At 43.3% G+C, this 284-nt stretch carries 1 pseudogene; it reads right to left on the bottom strand.

Annotated elements, in window-relative coordinates:
• A pseudogene (locus C1E99_RS00420) lies at window positions 1–284 on the bottom strand (YtxH domain-containing protein); the annotation flags it as partial.

Below are 284 nucleotides of genomic sequence, written 5' to 3'. Positions count from 1 at the left end.
TTCGCCTTTGTTCCTGCTGTTCCTTGCGTCCACTGGCTCTGTCCGCTTTGGTTTGAGAAATACTACTGGTTAAATCACGGACATTCTCTTTTACTTTGGATTTTCCTTGATATACTGCATATCTTGCATTGGTCGGCAAATCTTTAACCTGTTCTTTCAAACCACTAGCAGTGTCTACCATTCTGTCTTTGGTATCAGCTACTGTACCGATGGTTTGACCGATACGTTTTCCAAGTGTTGATTTTTCCTTTCCGTCTGGTCGGGAGTGATCTGCTTGTGTCCTT

The sequence above is a fragment of the Streptococcus suis genome (assembly GCF_002964045.1).
Classification (GTDB): Bacteria; Bacillota; Bacilli; order Lactobacillales; family Streptococcaceae; genus Streptococcus; species Streptococcus suis_U.
This window is presented reverse-complemented; position numbering and strand designations above follow the sequence as displayed.